Origin of the sequence: Bacillus pinisoli, from assembly GCF_023036475.1 — a bacterium.
GTDB lineage: Bacteria > Bacillota > Bacilli > Bacillales > SA4 > Bacillus_BS > Bacillus_BS pinisoli.
Map to the genome: position 1 here is coordinate 58,628 of NZ_JAJQKI010000007.1, position 16,955 is coordinate 75,582.

Genomic DNA, 16,955 nt, shown 5'->3' on the forward strand with positions numbered 1-16,955 from the left:
ATTTTTCGTACCCTAATATAAATAGAGTGGACGTGGGTGGATGGATTTATATAAATTTAAGTATTACCTTAATTTAATGGGTATCTATGTTGTAATTGGTGCTACTCTGATTTTTATATTAGCCCTCCTGACGAACAATGTAACTCCAATTGTGTTAATGCTATTTTCTTTAAATTGGATTGTCACGATATTTTCTAACGAGCTGTTTAAAGAACATGTTAAAAAGTGGATTGATAAATGATAGTTGCTTTTCAAACGTACTTGAATATAAAGTGCGTTTTTTTTATTCCTTTGAAGGTGTTTTTATTTCGTATGTCGAAATTTAGAAACATCCCAATAAAGGAGGATTTTTATGAAGACGATTAAGACAAGTAATGTGATTGAAAATTTCCATGGAACGATGGTTGCAGATCCTTATCGATGGTTAGAAGAAACAGGTAGCGTAGATGTAATTGAATGGGAACAAGCACTTAAACAAGAAAGTGAGCAATATTTTTTAGAGTCAAACACACGTTCTATTGATAAAGAAAGGCTTACAGATCTATGGAATTATCCTAAGTATTTCGTACCAAAAAAAGTGAAAGAGAAACTCTTTTATCAAAAGAATGATGGTCTTCAAAATCAAGCAGTTCTTTATGTGAGAGAAAATGAAGTAGAGAAGGTATTATTAGATCCGAATCATCTATCAGAAGATGGTACAGTTGCGATGACAAATTATTCATTTAGTGGTGATGGTCGATATATCGCTTATGCTACATCTACAAACGGAAGTGATTGGCAAGAAATAAGAGTGCGTGATATAGAGACTGGCGAAGATTTAAATGATGTCATTAAATGGGTGAAGTTTTCAACCATTACATGGAGTCCTGATGATCATGGTTTCTTTTATAGCAGGTTTCCTGAGCCAGGTACTGTAAGTCAAGAAGATGAAAGTAATTATAATAAAGTTTATTATCATCAACTTCAAACAGAACAAGCAAAAGATCAATTGATTTACGAACAACCAGATAATAAAGAATTAATGTTTTCTCCCTTACTCTCTGAAGATAAAACGTATTTATGTTTACATGTGAGCTTTGGAACAGCAGCTGAAAATCGGTTCTACTTAAAGAATCTAGAAGAGGATGGACCTATTGTGAAGCTTCTTGATGAACAAGATGCAGAGTATTCCTACATTACGAATGAAGATCGTGTATTCTATTTTAAAACCGACTTAGAAGCACCTAAAGGACGTGTGATTGCAATTGATTTGGAAAGACCGGAAAAGGAAAATTGGAAAGAGATTATTCCTGAGCAAGAGTACGTGTTGGATCAAATTAAGTATGTAAAGGATACGTTTGTCATTACTGTCTTAAGAGATGCTCAACATGGGATTCAACTCTTCCAGAAAGATGGCTTGCTAAAAGAGGAAATTAATTTTCCTTTTATTGGTTCATTAACTGAGTTATCGGTTAATAGAGATGAAGCGGAGCTATACTTCGGCATGACATCTTTCCTTCACCCTACTACCGTGTATAAATATGAGCTAGAGAATGGTACACTTCAGACACTAGCGGAGACCAATCTTTTATTTGATGTTTCGGAATATGAAACAACGCAAGTGTTTTATCTGTCAAAGGATGGCACTTCTATACCAATGTTCTTAACTCACAAGAAAGGATTGCAACTAAACGGTCAAAATCCAGTTATTCTTTATGGATATGGTGGATTCAATGTTAATATCACTCCATCGTTTAATCCTGCCATTCTTCGTTGGTTAGAAAAGGGTGGCATTTATGCCGTAGCCAACCTAAGAGGTGGTTCAGAATATGGTGAAGAATGGCATAAGGCAGGAATGTTAGAAAAGAAACAAAATGTTTTTGATGATTTTATCTCAGCAGGAGAATTTCTTGTAAAGAATAACTACACGTCCAAGCAAAAATTATCGATTATGGGTGGATCGAACGGTGGTTTACTAGTTGCTGCCTGTATGGTACAACGTCCAGATCTATTCGGTGCAGTCATTTGTAGGGTACCTGTGATTGATATGCTTCGTTATCATAAGTTTACCATTGGTCGTTATTGGATCCCTGAGTATGGAAATGCAGAAGTGGCAGAGCATTTTCCGTTTTTATATGCCTACTCACCACTTCATAATGTAAAAGAGGGAGAAAAGTATCCAGCAATATTAATTGCTACTGCTGATAGTGATGACCGCGTAGTTCCTGCACATGCTAAGAAATTTGCTGCTACATTAAAAGAGAAGGCGAACCCATCTTCAACGATGCTTCTTCGCCTTGAATCAAAGGCAGGACATGGTTTAGGGAAGCCTACATCTAAACTAATAGATGAGTGGGCAGATTTTTATACCTTCCTTGATAAGGAGCTCGTATAACCCAATTCGTGTACATGAAAAATTCTTTCATGTGCACTTTTTTATTTGCTTTTCACTCCAACCTAATCATGTTGATTAAAATTACGATGATTGTAGAGAATATAAATGTAAAGTTCACTAGAAGGAGGTTTCTTTCATGCCTAAAGTTGAAGTTTCCTGTGCAATCTCAAACTGCACATTCTATGGAGAAGGTAATATTTGTACGGCCGAAAAGATTATGGTCGAATTAGATAAACATTACCGATATGATACAGAAATGGCATCTGAATTATCTGAAAAAAATCATATAGATCAGGCTGGCAACTCAGCTGAAACTTGTTGCAAAACCTTTAAGCCAAAACATTAAGAATTATTGGAAGCGTACAAAATAAGTTTTTGTACGTCTTTTTTAGATTGTATGGCTATTACTAAGTCATTCTCATTGACAAATTACATTATATTTTATAAGATTGCCATTGTTGACTAAAGTATATAAAACCAATCAGAATACGGGGGTTTAAAGTGTGAAGAAGTTTTTAATAGTATTACTAGGATTAACATTTATTCTTTCTGCTTGTGGAGGAGAAGACAGTGGAAAGACGGATGAGCAAGTGAATGATGAGCAAGCAACTGATGATTTGACAACAGCTGAGGGTGATTTGCTCTCTACGATCCAAGAAAGTGGAGAATTAAAAATAGGAACTGAAGGTACATATCCACCATTTACATTCCATGATGAATCAGGAGAACTTACTGGTTTTGACGTGGAAATCGCTCGTGAAATTGCAGCACGTTTAAATGTAGAACCGGTATTCTTAGAAACACAGTGGGATGCTATGTTTGCAGGATTAGACGCAGAACGTTTTGATATGATTGCCAACCAAGTTGGAATTAGACCAGATCGTCAAGAAAAATATGATTTCTCTGATCCATATATTTCTTCTGCTGCTGTTTTGGTTACGAGAAAAGATAATGAAACTGTAAATAAGTTTGAGGACATTAATGGACTTAAAGCAGCACAATCATTAACAAGTAATTATGCGGATCTTGCAAGAGAGAACGGTGCAGAGATTCAAGGAGTAGAAGGATTTAATCAAGCAATTGAGTTATTAAGCTCACAACGTGTAGATGTTACAATTAATGATAAACTTTCAGTACTTGATTACTTAAAGCAAAAACCAGATGCACCAATTAAAATTGCTGCAACTTCTGAAGATGCTTCTCAAAGTGGATTAATGTTTAGAAAAGGTAATAAGACATTGGTTGATGCAGCGAATAAAGCACTCGCAGAAATGATAGAAGACGGAACTTATCTTAAAATTTCTGAAAAATGGTTTGGTGAAGATGTTTCTAAGTAATATATTTACTGACCCAGAAAAAATGGACCGGTTATTATCAATTTTATGGAGTTCCTTTCCACCTTTAGTGGAGGGAGCTCTTTATCATACGGTTCCATTAACACTTATATCATTTATCGTTGGACTAATTTTCGCTGTATTAACGGCACTTGCTAGGATTTCCGGAAACCCGCTACTCTCTGCACCAGCTAGAACATATGTATCCATCATTAGGGGAACACCTCTGTTAGTTCAGTTGTTCATCATATTTTATGGTTTACCGACAATTGGAATCATCATTGATCCATTTCCTTCTGCGGTTATTGGTTTTTCATTGAACGTGGGTGCGTATGCTTCTGAGATTATTAGAGCGGCAATCTTATCCACTCCTAAAGGACAATGGGAGGCTGCATATTCTATTGGTATGAACTATCAACAAGCATTAAGACGAATTATCCTACCACAAGCCTCACGTGTATCTATACCGCCTTTATCTAATACATTTATTAGCCTTGTTAAAGATACTTCACTCGCGTCTCTTATTCTAGTAACGGAAATGTTTCGGCGAGCACAGGAAATTGCTGCACAAACATATGAATTTTTATATTTATATACAGAGGCAGCGGTCCTATACTGGATTATATGTTTTGGACTGTCTATTATTCAAGACAGACTTGAAAACAGATTAGATCGATATGTTGCAAAATAAGATAAAGGAGTTTCAAGATGATTGAAATTCGAGAATTACATAAGCAGTTTGGAAGCTTAAAGGTATTAAAAGGAATAAACTTAAACATTGAAAAAGGAAAGGTCGTTGTCGTCATTGGGCCTTCAGGTTCAGGAAAGACTACATTACTCCGTTGTTTAAATATTTTAGAGACTCCTACTATTGGGACAGTGAAAATAGGAGACGTAGCTCTGAATTTTAATCAAAAGGTATCAAAAAGTGAAATTCAATCTTTTCGTAAGTTGACGGGTATGGTGTTTCAAAACTATAACTTATTTCCACATTTTACGGCATTGGAGAACGTGATTGAAGGACCAGTAACGGTAAAGAAAATGCGAAAAGATGAAGCGAAACAAAATGCTGAAATGTTACTAGAAAAGGTTGGATTGAAAGAAAAAATTAATCAGTATCCTTTTCAATTGTCAGGTGGACAACAGCAACGAGTTGGAATAGCTAGAGCTCTGGCTATTGGTCCAGAAGTGATGTTGTTTGATGAGCCGACCTCTGCTCTAGATCCAGAACTAGTTGGTGAAGTTCTAAAAGTAATGAAAGATTTAGCAAATGATGGTATGACTATGATTGTTGTTACTCATGAAATGAGCTTTGCGAAAGAAGTAGCTGATGAAGTAATATTTATGGATCAAGGTAAAATTATTGAGAGAGGTACACCAGCTGATCTTTTTTCAAATCCAAAAGAAGAACGAACTCGACAATTTTTAAACTTATTAAAATAGTTTTCACCATTTAACATCTTTAAATAGCCCTAACCCTAAACCGCTTGGAACATAAGGTTTAGGGTTTTTTTTATGGAGTGATACGCTAATCCTCCGTTTTATTTACATAAAAATGGAAAAACAAAGATAGTGTTGTTATAATATTTATAATAATCAGATTTCTAATAAAGGAGGAATCTTCATGCATGTTCCATTAACATTAACCCATTTTCTTGACCGTGCCGTTCAACTTTATGGAGAGAAAGTGGGGGTTATTGATGAAACTAGAAGTTTAACCTACTCAGAATTACATAACCGAGTGAATCAGTTATCGCATGGATTGAAAGCGCTTAATATACAAAAAGGAGATAAGGTTGCTTACTTGGCTCCTAATATTCTAGAGATGCTTGAGGGCTTTTACGGAGTGTATCAGCTAGGTGCTGTGATGACACCGCTGAATACAAGACTTCAACCAAAAGACTATTTATTTATTCTAAACCATAGTGAAAGTAGAATTCTGTTCGTAGATGAAGAACTCTTTCCACAAATTGAAATAATCGTTGATCAACTAGAAACAATTGAAAATATCATTCTTATTAATGGAAAGAAGACTTATCCAGGTGTTATTCATTATGATCATTGGCTAGCTAAATTTCCTTCAACTACTTTTCCGCGTGTTGAGTTAGAAGAAACTGACATCGCAAGTTTATTATATACAAGCGGGACAACCGGTAATCCTAAAGGTGTCATGCTCAGTCATAGAAGTAATTATTTGCATGCATTAAGTGCAATGCATCATTTAAGGGTATCAGATGACGATATTTATTTACATGTTTTACCTATGTTTCATGTAAACGGATGGGGAGGTCCATTTTACTATACAGGAAATGGTGCTACTCATGTGATGCTAAGAAAAGTAGATGCAGAATCTATCTTTAGATTAATCGAGCAACACAAGATTACTGTGTTGCATATGGCCCCAACCGTATTAAATAGCTTAATACAATTTTATCAAGAACATAAAATTCAACTATCACACTCTGTTAGAGTAGTTATCGCTGGCTCAGCTCCAGCACAAGCATTTGTTCGAAAAGTGGAAGAAGAAATGGGATGGGAGTTTATCCAGGTGTATGGAATGACTGAAATCTCACCATTAATTACAACTTCTGTTATTCGCTCGCATCATATAAATGTATCAAAGGAAGAGCAGTATAAAATGAAGGCGCAAGCAGGGTATGGAATGATTGGATCTGAAGTAAAGGTTGTTAACGATGACGGGGCTGAGGTTACTCGTAATGGCTGTGAAATAGGAGAAATTATTACCAGAACAAATGGTGTAATGGAAGGATACTGGAAGAATCCAGAAGCAACGAAAGATACCATCAAAAATGGTTGGCTGTACACAGGAGATATGGCCATTGTAGATGAACGAGGTAATATTCAAATAGTAGACAGAAAAAAAGACGTTATTATTAGCGGCGGAGAGAATATATCTTCTATTGAGGTAGAGGGCGTATTATATGAGCATCCTGCCGTACTCGAAGTAGCCGTAATTGCAATTCCTGATGAAAAATGGGGTGAACGACCTCATGCTGTCGTTGTTTTACGTAATGACTGCATGGTTTCTGAAGAGGAACTCTTATCATTTGCTGGTAACAATCTGGCTAAGTTTAAGATTCCAGCATCCATTTCATTTCGCTCGGAACTCCCTAAAACGGCTTCTGGTAAAATCCAGAAAGTAGAAATCCGGAAACAATTTTGGGATAAACAAGGAAGGTTTGTAAACTAAATAACCAATTACGAGAAGATAGATAGAATTTGTCATAACCGACACCTTTATTTTATTATTTCTTTGGTTTGTCAATAAAGGGAAAATGAACTATGGTTCTTCTGCAATAAATACCATTGCACGAGATGATATCTTTAGCTTTTATGAAACGTATATCACAAATGGGTTAAAGATGTTGAAAAGTACAAAAGAATTGCTTCTAGTAAAGGGGGTTTGGCAGCGATCCCCATATATACCGGTTCCTAAAGAAGTAGAATTTGTTAAAAAAGAACGTTTCTTACAAACGTGGTTTGGTGATCAAAGGCCCCTTTCTGGTATTGAAATCGGGAGCTTATTCTATAATGTCGTCACTAATTCTATTGGTGTTACTTTAATGAATGGATTCCTTCAAGTTACCGAAAAAGGAGATATTCATGACTTCATTAAGAGAGGAAAAGCAATTGCTGAGAAGCATATTGAAGTATTTACCCAATTATTAAAAAAGGACGACTTACTTCCAGCAGCTTCTTGGAATGGAGGAGTAACTGCCTCGAAAGTTTCTCCTTTTTCAGAGAAATTAATACTTTCCTTGATTAGTTTATTAAATAATCAAGGTATTAGTAATTATGGTGAAGCAATCTCAAATTCGTTCCGGAAAGATCTAGCCTCAGATTTTGCGCGCTTAGCGGCTGAAGTAGGACAATATGCAGAAGAAGGTTCAAAATTACTCATTCACTATGGCTGGATGGAACAACCGCCTCTTGGTAAAGGGAAGGTCAATTAAAAGTAATTTTCTTATTAAGGAAATTACATTGACTAACGGGTACACTATTGTGCCCGTTTTTTTTTGTGGGCTGTATTCATATAGTATATTTAGAGAAGATCCTTTTGTAAGAGAGCTTACAGAAATCATTTAGTTCTTCTTGTAAACTTAAGAATAATAGTAGACGAAATTGAATGGGAGGAACGAATGAATGAGTAGAATGTTGCTACTAAGTTTTATTTTTTTCTTAACCGCATGCAGTCAATCAACCATTACTACTGATCAATCACTTACACTTGAACAAAGTTATGAAGAGTCGGAAAAACAGGCCCAGAATACAACTGTCAGAATGTTTATGTGGGGTGGCGATGAAGGTATCAATTCTTACATGGATCAATGGGTAAAGCCAAGACTGATGAATAACTACGGTATTAATCTAGAAAGAATACCTATGGACACGAATGAAATTTTACAAAAGCTAATGAGCGAAAAGAAAGCAAACAAAGAAGAAGGTACAATTGATGTCATTTGGATTAACGGAGAAAATTTTAAGAACGCTAAAGAACAAGACTTACTATTTGGACCATTTGTAGAAAAACTCCCTAATTATTCTCAATTTATAGATACGGAAAGTCTCGAAAGTCAATTTGATTTTGGAACAAAGATTGACGGTATGGAAGCTCCTTGGGGAAAGGTTCAATTTGTATTCTTATACGACAGTGCTAAGATCGAGGATCCACCGAGCAATTTTAGTGAGCTAAAAGAATGGATACAAAAAAATCCCGGTAAATTTACATACCCTGATGCTGGAGACTTTACAGGAAACGCATTTTTAAGACACTTACTCTATGAATCCATAGGGGGACCTGAGATTTTATTAGAAGAGGGTTATCAGGAAAGTAAAGTCAGTAATTCGACTGAGTTTATGTGGAACTATTTAAATGATATTAAGCCAAATTTGTGGAGGCAAGGTAAAACTTATCCAACAACGCTTTCCGACTTGGATCGGCTTTATAGTCAAGGTGAAGTGTGGATGACGATGGGCTACAATGAAGCAAGAGCGGAAAGTCAAATAAATGATGGGATTTTTCCAAAATCAACACGCTCATTTGTGCTAGATACTGGTTCAATTGGTAATACTCATTTTTTAGCGATACCCTTTAACAGTCCTAATAAAGTTGGAGCACTAACCACTATTAATTTTTTACTATCACCAGAAGCTCAGTTAACAAAATATGAATCAACATATTGGGGAGAAAATTTATCTTTAGACCCTTCAAGGTTATCTAAAGCAGACCAAAGCAAATTAGCTTCTATTAACAGAGGGAATTCTGTGCTATCGCCGGAAACCCTAAAGAAAAGCCTATTACCTGAAGTGGATGCAAAATATGTAGAATGGATCAAGGAGAATTGGTTAAGTGAAGTTGTTCAAACAAGATAGTTGGATTTGGGCCTTACTCCCGGCAGTAGCATTGACGTTTCTGTTTGTTGGATATGGTGTAGGAATGTCTGTTCTATATAGTATCTACGATGATGGTAATTGGACTTTGGAAAATTATCTATTACTTTTTAAAAATAAGAGTTTCCTACATTCATTACCTTATAGTTTGTATATAACGTTCGTATCAACAACCATTTCTATCATACTAGGGATTATTATTTCAAAAGTACTCTATCGCGGAATAAGAAAGAATTTCTCAAGGCTTCTTATCTGGATACCGATGCTGTTTCCTCATTTTGTATGGGGGTACATTCTGTATCTTCTCTTATCTCAATCAGGTTTCATTTCTAGCTTATTATTCGAATTAGGTATGATTGATAAGATGGAAGATTTTCCAATCATTTTTAGAGAGCAGACGGGATTAGGTATCATACTAACTTATGTATGGAAGGAAACACCATTTGCGGTATTAATGCTTCTTCCTATACTTAGTCAAATTAATCAAGATGAAGTAAATGTGGTGAGGACGTTAGGCGGAAATGAATGGGATGTATTTAAGACAGTAGAATGGCCAAGGATTTTACCAGTTGTATTAGAGACATCAATCATTATATTTTCGTTTGTATTATCTGCTGTAGAGGTACCTTTACTTTTAGGAGTCACATACCCCAAAACTTTATCTGTCTTATCTTATGATTGGTTTTTTGAAGGCGATTGGAGTAACAGAGGTCTCTCTTATGCAACAATGACGATCGTATCGCTATTTATTATTTCTATAATGCTATTAGTACAATGGGTGATGCAAAAAAATCGTTATAGAATGATGAAAGGAAATGGAAGCTAGCATGTTTAAGAAAATCTTATACAATTGGTTTTTCCTTTTTTTCATCCTTTTATTTGTAGTTCCGGTCATGTATCTCCTCATAAGAAGTATTACGATTGGGTGGAGATGGGAGAGCTTTGACTTCATTAGCATAAACATAGATGGCTGGACGGAGTTATTAGGCAACTACGATATAAACAGGGCCATATTAACATCTGTCACGATCAGTCTAGTCGTTATTCTATTAAATGTAATCATTAGTTTGCCTGCTGCAAAAGAGTTGGCTTTTAGAGATTTTAAAGGGAAAGCCTTCGTTGATACTATTCTTCAATTACCGATTCTATTTCCGAGCTTAGCCATGGTTATGGGTATCCATATTACCATGATAAAACTAGGCTTAACCGATCATTGGATAGGTGTTAGTTTAGTTCATCTTATTCCGACGGTCCCTTACTCAATACGTATTTTCCGAGCGGCTTTCGAACACTTAGGACCACATCTTGAATTACAGGCAATATCACTTGGGGCGAGTAAAAGAAGAGTATTTTACCATATTTACTTTCCGCTTTTATTGCCAAGTGTGAGAAGTGTCATTTTTCTTACAACGGTAATTTCCTTAAGCCAATATGCCTTAACAGCAATCATAGGTGGAGGAAATGTTATGACACTTGCTATGATTTACTTTCCCTATTTATCAACAGTTAATGAAAATTTGATCGCTAGCTTTTCTCTATTGTTTGGTATCATTCCATTTCTTGTCCTTCTAGTAATTGAAATTTTAATACAACTGTTGATACCATATCGCAAGTCCCTTTTCTACTAATTTATTACTTTTATATGAAACAGAAGGAGGTGTTCACCATTACAGGTAAAGTAATTGAAATACAGTCTTTAAGTAAACAATTTAAGTCAACAGAGCTGTTCAAGGAAGTAAGTTTAGTTATAGAACCTTCAGAAATTATAAGTATTGTTGGACCCTCAGGTACAGGTAAGTCGACCTTTTTAAAGTGTATATCAGGTTTAGAATCTGTTACGAAAGGCAAGGTTTTAAGTGGAGGGACTGATTTAACAAATGAACCAGCAAATAAGAGGCCATTTGTCATGATGTTTCAACAATCTTTATTATTTCCACATATGACTTTGAAGGAGAACGTTGAGTATGGACTGCTTTTTTCAAAAATGCCAACTGAAGAGAGAAACAAAGTAGTAGAAGAATTTTTAAAGAAGGTTGACTTAGATTCTTACGCTGAAGCTTATCCACATGAACTATCTGGTGGTCAAAAACAACGTGCAGCCTTAGCACGCGCACTCATCCTTAAACCTGACCTACTCTTATTAGATGAGCCCTTTAGCAGTTTAGATAAAGAGTTACGACAACAGCTAAGAATATGGGTAAAAACAATGATAAAAGAACAAGAAGTCTCAGCTATATTTGTTACTCATGATATGGAGGAAGCTATGATCATGGGTGATCGTATCGCAGTGTTTGCAAATGGTGGTATACAGCAGATTGGACATCCAGAGGAGTTGCATTACCATCCTAAAAATAAATATGTAGCAAAATACTTCTCGGAAGGTGTGCTAATTGACGAAAACCGTTTTGTACATGTCAATAAATTAACTATGCAGGAGAAAAAGGAATTCTATCTTTCATGGAAAGGTAAGGTTGCAAACTCTTTTTATAAGCATGGACTTACTTATGTGTCGATCTTTATTGAAGAACTAGATCAATCAATAATGATGACTAGTCAAGATAAAATAGAAAAAAATAGCGAAATTACGATCGGAGTATTAAAAGAAGAAGATTTAATACTCTTTGAAAAGGCGATGAAACAATGAAAAATCCAAAGGGAGCAGTAAAAATTGGCATAGTGGTGGTTATAGTCATGGTGCTTATCTGGTTTAATCAAAACTATCTTTCAATTGAACCTCAGTCCATTCGTAAGTGGATTTTATCTTTTGGTATACTTTCTCCTATTATTTATATTTTGTTGTACACAGTAAGACCGATTGTATTGTTTCCCGCTTCGTTATTATCATTATCTGCGGGTCTAGCGTTTGGTCCTTTGTGGGGCACTGTATATACCATTATTGGAGCCACTGGTGGAGCAGTCCTTGCCTTCTTTATATCTAGGAAGCTTGGCAAAAGTTTTCAGAAGAAAGAATGGAAAGGTCGAAAAGAAGTGATTGAAAAACAGTTAACACAAAATGGATTTTTATATGTCTTATTACTTAGACTCATTCCACTTTTTAATTTTGATATGATTAGTTATTTGTCAGGTTTATCGAAAGTAAAATTTTCACATTTCGTTATAGCAACCATCATTGGGATTATTCCAGGGACTTTTGCTTACAATTTCCTAGGTTCAAGCCTACTAGCCTCTTCTTGGTGGGTCATTACTATAGCTATTATCTTGTTTGCAACGGTAACGATTGTCCCTCTTCTAATTAGTTCAACACTTAGAGAAAAACTTGGTTTTTCCAAGAATGGAGATCAATAACATGCTTGATACACATGGACGGAGATATGTGCAACCAATCATTGGTCGTGCGGCAAAAATCTTATTAAAAATAGGTTTAACACCTAACCAAGTAACTTTTATTTCATTCTTAATCGGTGCTTCCTCAGGCGTATTTTATTATTTCAGTTATCCATGGTTAGCGGTATTTGTTCTATGGCTATCCGGATTTCTAGATGCAGTCGATGGAACTATGGCAAGGGAGACCGAAACATCTCCTTTTGGCACAGTGATGGATGTTACATTTGATCGATTAGTAGAAATTAGTGTCATACTAGGTATCGCCTTTGTTTACCCGGAAATCCAGTGGGCGCTTTTACTGTTAAGTGTTTCAATTATTTTTTCAATTACTATTTTTTTAACGGTTGGTGCGGTTTCAGAGAGACAAGGTATGAAAAGTTTTTATTATCAAGCGGGATTAGCTGAAAGAACAGAAGGATTTATTTTCCTCACTTTAATGATGGTCCTACCTAAATATGTATTAATCATTACATTGTTGTTTTTTGTTATTGAAGTATTTACAGGTTGTCAAAGGTTCTTGGAGGCTAAGAGAATATTAAGATAGATTTTAAGGATATTGAGATAAATAAAGGTTCAAACACAAGGGAGAGTTTATTTATGAAGAAGTACGATCTCATTGTCATAGGTGGTGGTGCTGGGGGATTAACAGTAGCTGCTGGAGCCGCTTCATTAGGTGCAAAAGTTGCATTAATAGATAAAGAAGAACAATTAGGCGGAGATTGTTTACACTATGGATGTATTCCATCAAAAGCATTAATTGAAACAGCAAAAATAGTACATGACACTCATAAAGCTACACAACTTGGACTAAAAGTGGAAGGTTCTGTCAATATGGAGCAAGTTAAACAAAGAACCATGGCCGCGATTCAATTGATACAGAAACATGATAGCGTAGATCGTTTTCAACAACTTGGTATAGATGTTTATAGGGGAAAAGGTAGTTTCAAATCTTCTCAAGAAGTAAGAGTTAGCGATGGCCATGTCCTTCATGGAAAGAGAGTGGTGATTTCTACTGGTTCCAGACCTTTTATACCACCTATTAAAGGATTAAAAGAAGCAGGCTTCATAACAAATGAATCCATTTTTAACTTAGATTATGTACCTAAAAACCTACTAGTTGTCGGCGGTGGTCCTATCGGTTTAGAGTTGGCACAAGCAATGGCAAGACTTGGTAGTAATGTGACGGTGGTAGAACGTTCTTCTGACATTTTACTCCGTGAAGACTATGAAATTAGAAAAACAGCTCGTCATTTGCTCTCTAAGGAGATGACCATTCTCACTAATTCTAATGTAGAAAAAGTAGAAGTAATTGAACAGGAAAAAATAGTGACGGTTCATAGAGAGAAAGAGCATATTGAACTCAAAGTAGATGAAATCCTGGTTGCAGTTGGTAGGGTTCCTAATTCAGATTCACTAGAACTACAAAATGCCAACATTAATTCAGACGATCGAGGGTTTATAAAAGTGAACAATTATCTGCAAACTAATATACCTTCGATTTACGCAATTGGAGATGTAGTAGGAACCATGCCGTTTACTCATGTTGCCGGTATGGAAGGAAAGTTAATTGTCCAAAATGCTGTCTTAGGTTTAAAAAGAAAGGCAAATTATGAATCAATTCCATGGAATACCTATACAGCACCAGAAATATTCCATTTAGGGTTAACAGAAGAAGAAGCTAAATCCAAGAAGATATCTTATAAAGTCTTTAAAGTCGATTTAAATGATGTCGATCGGTTTGTATCAGATCATGACATGAGCGGTTTTGTGAAAATATTAACGGATCAAAAAGGTTTTATCATTGGCGCCCATGCAATTGGAAAGGGTGCTGGAGACTGGATGCAAGAGGTAGTACTAGCTAAACAGTTTAGAAGGAAGTTAAGAGATATATCTCAAGTGATTCATCCATATCCAAATCATGCAGCAGCTGTACAACGAGCGGCGGATTTATATTGGAGAGAGGCCTTATTTACAGGCTGGATTCCGAAAATCGTTAAAATGTATGTAAAGTGGTTTAGATCATAACAAATGAGTGAGTACATGATACTCACTCATAAATCTTGGCTGTTTTCGTATAGATTGTTGCTTTGCGTAAAAATCCCAAAAGCCGGATTTTTACCTTAGTATCTAGATACTTCTATACATAAAGAGAGTTGCTCTTTTCTGATTCTACCTCGATTTGCTTCTAAAACCGGTTATATACCCAGAATAATTGTACTAAAAGCAACAAAGTTTTAGAAAAGAGCCTAAATTTTAAAGCTCACTTAATAACTGATTGCTCCGCTCAACATGGATAGAAAGTCGTAAAGTTTTTTTTATGATGCCTTCTTTTTTTAGCTGACTCATGATGGCGCTAGTGGTCTCTCTTGAGGAGCCAACCATGTTTGCCACATCTTGATGCGTTAATTTCATTTCAATTGTTTGCCATTCATTTTTACGTCTACCTGTTTTTTCACTTAGTTTAAGAAGTAAGTAGATAATTCTATATTTCACGTCACCTAGTGCTATTTTTTCACTAAGACTGTAAAGATCTTTTAGTCTTGTTGAAAGAATATTAATCAATTTAATAGCTATTTTCGGATTTTTTTCAATGAATGTTTCAAACTCAGCTTTACTAATCATGCATAAATACGTTTCTGTCATTGCTTCTGCATACGTATCGTCATCAGTAAGGGCTAAGGATGATGTTTCACCGAATATATTTCCGTCTACTAAAATATCTAAAGTAAACTGTTTTCCATTTTGATTTGTTTTAAATAATCTTACTTGACCCTTTTTTAACAGAAATAATGCTTCTATTGGTTGTTCAGGAGAGAAAATAATTGTTCCTTTTTTGACTGGTTTCATTTCACTCATTTCATCAATTATTTGCAGTTCCTCCATTGGCAATTCATCTAACAAACTAATTTGAGAGAGTAGAAATAATTTATCCATCTAGTTAATTCCTTCTTTCTAATGAAACTAGGTTATTCCTATTATAAAGTATTTTTACAAGATTCGTAGTAAATTAGCTTAGTATTAAAAGTAGAATCTCTTAGAAGGAGGTAGGAATATGGAGTATGTGTTATTTACAATGAATGGATGTTTAAAGTGTTTAGAAGCGAAGAAATTGCTAAACGAATATCGTTATTCTTATATTGAGAAAAATATTCTTCTAGACGTTGATGCAAGGATAGAGTTATTGAAACATGTAAACGAATTAGTCGCACCTGTTCTACTAAATCTAAAGAATAATCAAGTGCTATTATGGCATGAATTAAAAAACCAGAAGACGATATGTGAATAATCATCTTCTGGTTAGGTAAACACTTAACTCTTAAATGTTTGGATAAAGTTCTGATCAATTTTATTTTTAAGATACCATGCTAAGCTATGGTGAAAATAGTATTTGTTATACAATAATAATCCCTCTTTTTGACCTGTTGAAATAATGGACAAATAGTTCTTTTGTGGTTGAAAAGATGTTAAAGGTTCATCGTTTACACAAGCTATGATATTATTCCAAAGAATAGGACTTTGCCTAACAGCATATACACCGTTTTTAGGGAGACTTTTATAATTCATTAGAGTTACACAGTCACCAGCACCGAATATAAAAGGGTACTGCTCATTTTGTAAATACTGGTTTACAAGTAGGAAGTTATCTGAGCTCACTTGTAGGTTAGAATGCTTAAAGAGTAACGGAGCTTTGGGACCCGTTAGCCATAACAAACCATTATGACTTATGGCTAAGCCTGATTCCGTTTTGACTTTACTTTCATTAACATAGGAGACACGTTCATGTTCATAAATATGAACTTCTTTTTTTCGTGCTAAATCTTTTACCACATTCGTGATTTTTTTTGGGTAGTTACTTAACAACTGATTGGAGCAAATTAGTGTTACGTTTGACTGAATTTGATTTCGTCGTTGATAGGCCTTAATCGAAAGGGCTAATTCTAAAGCGGATGCTCCACCACCTACAATGATTGGTTGTTCCTTTACCCTCAACTTATTTATACTTTCAGGATACATAAACGTTGGTTTTATTGGATAAATATTATCAATAAAATTAGGGGGATTTTCACCGATGGATCCTATATCAAATGAAACGATGTCAAAATACACTTTTCTTCCAGAAGAGCATTCAATATATTTAAGATTAGGTTCTATTTTACCTACATATTCTTCAATAAATTCAATAGAAGGGTGAATGGTAAACTTGCGTATATCTATCCTGATCTCGTCAATAGAATAGAGACCCTCTGAGTATCCAGAAAACATTCCAGAATAATATTGAAATGGAGAAGGGGATATGACGATAAACTTAATACCATTTAAGTCTTTTTCTTCTTTGATCTTTTTTAGGCAATATAAATGGGCATGTCCAGCACCAACTAACACAATAGTCTTCATATCATCCTCCTGCCACTACTACGGACTTAAAAGAAATAGCCGCCTGATTCTTAAAAAATCAAGAAGTAATCCTCTTTTACTACCTAGAGAGTTGT

The 16,955-nt window shown here is 35.2% G+C and carries 17 protein-coding genes; 15 read left to right on the plus strand and 2 right to left on the minus strand.

Annotation, left to right across the window (positions count from 1 at the left end; genetic code table 11):
* The first annotated feature begins 352 nt into the window (after window positions 1–352).
* The 14 genes from LT143_RS11640 to LT143_RS11705 all read left to right on the plus strand — a co-directional run bounded on the left by LT143_RS11640 (window position 353) and on the right by LT143_RS11705 (window position 14,490).
* On the plus strand, window positions 353–2,374 hold the full coding sequence (locus tag LT143_RS11640; RefSeq protein WP_246943169.1) for a prolyl oligopeptidase family serine peptidase: 2,022 nt from the start codon (window positions 353–355) through the stop codon (window positions 2,372–2,374).
* Window positions 2,375–2,510: 136 nt separating this feature from the next.
* On the plus strand, window positions 2,511–2,720 hold the full coding sequence (locus LT143_RS11645) for a DUF1540 domain-containing protein (protein WP_246943170.1): 210 nt from the start codon (window positions 2,511–2,513) through the stop codon (window positions 2,718–2,720).
* Window positions 2,721–2,877: 157 nt separating this feature from the next.
* Window positions 2,878–3,711 carry an amino acid ABC transporter substrate-binding protein gene (locus tag LT143_RS11650; RefSeq protein WP_246943171.1) on the plus strand — a complete coding sequence of 278 codons (834 nt, stop codon included), beginning with the start codon at window positions 2,878–2,880 and terminating at the stop codon, window positions 3,709–3,711.
* The gene (locus LT143_RS11655) at window positions 3,698–4,399 is read left to right on the plus strand and encodes an amino acid ABC transporter permease (protein ID WP_272495782.1); all 702 of its coding nucleotides are present in this window, start codon (window positions 3,698–3,700) and stop codon (window positions 4,397–4,399) included. Before LT143_RS11650 ends, LT143_RS11655 begins: the two co-directional genes overlap by 14 nt.
* 17 nt (window positions 4,400–4,416) lie before the next feature.
* A complete protein-coding gene (locus LT143_RS11660; protein ID WP_246943172.1) occupies window positions 4,417–5,151 on the plus strand; it encodes an amino acid ABC transporter ATP-binding protein in 735 nt (244 codons plus the stop codon).
* A 181-nt stretch (window positions 5,152–5,332) separates the two neighbouring features.
* Complete coding sequence (locus LT143_RS11665; protein WP_246943173.1) at window positions 5,333–6,919, plus strand: long-chain-fatty-acid--CoA ligase; 1,587 nt, start codon at window positions 5,333–5,335, stop codon at window positions 6,917–6,919.
* Window positions 6,920–6,953: 34 nt separating this feature from the next.
* Window positions 6,954–7,682 carry a DUF3231 family protein gene (locus tag LT143_RS11670; RefSeq protein ID WP_336296609.1) on the plus strand — a complete coding sequence of 243 codons (729 nt, stop codon included), beginning with the start codon at window positions 6,954–6,956 and terminating at the stop codon, window positions 7,680–7,682.
* A 190-nt stretch (window positions 7,683–7,872) separates the two neighbouring features.
* Window positions 7,873–9,102: an ABC transporter substrate-binding protein gene (locus LT143_RS11675; RefSeq protein WP_246943175.1), complete on the plus strand. Its 1,230-nt coding sequence runs from the start codon at window positions 7,873–7,875 to the stop codon at window positions 9,100–9,102.
* Entirely contained in the window at window positions 9,080–9,946 is an 867-nt protein-coding gene (locus LT143_RS11680; protein WP_246943176.1) for an ABC transporter permease, read from the plus strand. The genes LT143_RS11675 and LT143_RS11680 overlap by 23 nt, the downstream gene beginning before the upstream one ends.
* A 1-nt stretch (window position 9,947) precedes the next feature.
* Entirely contained in the window at window positions 9,948–10,748 is an 801-nt protein-coding gene (locus LT143_RS11685; RefSeq protein WP_246943177.1) for an ABC transporter permease, read from the plus strand.
* A 14-nt stretch (window positions 10,749–10,762) separates the two neighbouring features.
* A complete protein-coding gene (locus LT143_RS11690; protein WP_246943178.1) occupies window positions 10,763–11,764 on the plus strand; it encodes an ABC transporter ATP-binding protein in 1,002 nt (333 codons plus the stop codon).
* Window positions 11,761–12,426 (plus strand): TVP38/TMEM64 family protein, encoded by a 666-nt coding sequence (locus LT143_RS11695; protein ID WP_246943179.1) that lies wholly within the window; start codon window positions 11,761–11,763, stop codon window positions 12,424–12,426. The genes LT143_RS11690 and LT143_RS11695 overlap by 4 nt, the downstream gene beginning before the upstream one ends.
* Window position 12,427: 1 nt before the next feature.
* Window positions 12,428–13,009 (plus strand): CDP-alcohol phosphatidyltransferase family protein, encoded by a 582-nt coding sequence (locus tag LT143_RS11700; protein WP_246943180.1) that lies wholly within the window; start codon window positions 12,428–12,430, stop codon window positions 13,007–13,009.
* Window positions 13,010–13,062: 53 nt separating this feature from the next.
* On the plus strand, window positions 13,063–14,490 hold the full coding sequence (locus LT143_RS11705; RefSeq protein WP_246943181.1) for a dihydrolipoyl dehydrogenase family protein: 1,428 nt from the start codon (window positions 13,063–13,065) through the stop codon (window positions 14,488–14,490).
* 228 nt (window positions 14,491–14,718) lie between these two features.
* Here LT143_RS11705 and LT143_RS11710 read toward each other — a convergent pair whose 3' ends face one another.
* Window positions 14,719–15,399 (minus strand): Crp/Fnr family transcriptional regulator, encoded by a 681-nt coding sequence (locus LT143_RS11710; RefSeq protein ID WP_246943182.1) that lies wholly within the window; start codon window positions 15,397–15,399, stop codon window positions 14,719–14,721.
* A 118-nt stretch (window positions 15,400–15,517) separates the two neighbouring features.
* Between LT143_RS11710 and LT143_RS11715 the strand changes: the two genes are divergently transcribed.
* Window positions 15,518–15,751, plus strand: a complete 234-nt coding sequence (locus tag LT143_RS11715; protein WP_246943183.1) for a glutaredoxin family protein — start codon at window positions 15,518–15,520, stop codon at window positions 15,749–15,751.
* A 23-nt stretch (window positions 15,752–15,774) separates the two neighbouring features.
* On the opposite strand, the gene LT143_RS11720 is transcribed toward LT143_RS11715, so the two are convergent.
* Window positions 15,775–16,860 carry an FAD-dependent oxidoreductase gene (locus LT143_RS11720; RefSeq protein WP_246943184.1) on the minus strand — a complete coding sequence of 362 codons (1,086 nt, stop codon included), beginning with the start codon at window positions 16,858–16,860 and terminating at the stop codon, window positions 15,775–15,777.
* Window positions 16,861–16,955: the final 95 nt, after the last annotated feature.